Below are 260 nucleotides of genomic sequence, written 5' to 3' on the forward strand. Positions count from 1 at the left end.
AGCTCATTAATAGGTACTTGCATTATATTTTGACAAGTTGTAGGGAAATCAAAATTTTCATTTTCATAATGCAATATACAAGCAGTTAATAAATTTTGTGCTGATTGTTTCCAATATGGGTCTTTTTCATCAGCTCCTATAGGTATTATTGAATTTGCGAACTCTCTAGCTCCTTGTATTTTATCTCCTTGTCTTAATACTATGTATGGATCATAATGTGGACTATCCTCATTCAATGGGTCAAATATCTTTATTACTCT

Annotated in this window: 1 protein-coding gene; it reads right to left on the reverse strand. The window is 30.8% G+C overall.

Translation table 11 applies throughout. The features are described 5' to 3' along the window. Window positions 1-260 (reverse strand): type IV secretion system DNA-binding domain-containing protein (locus NG904_RS17160; protein ID WP_252232958.1); only part of this gene is annotated, 260 nt, incomplete at both ends.

It is taken from the genome of Clostridium sp. ZBS15 (assembly GCF_023845705.1).
Classification (GTDB): domain Bacteria; phylum Bacillota; class Clostridia; order Clostridiales; family Clostridiaceae; genus Clostridium; species Clostridium aquiflavi.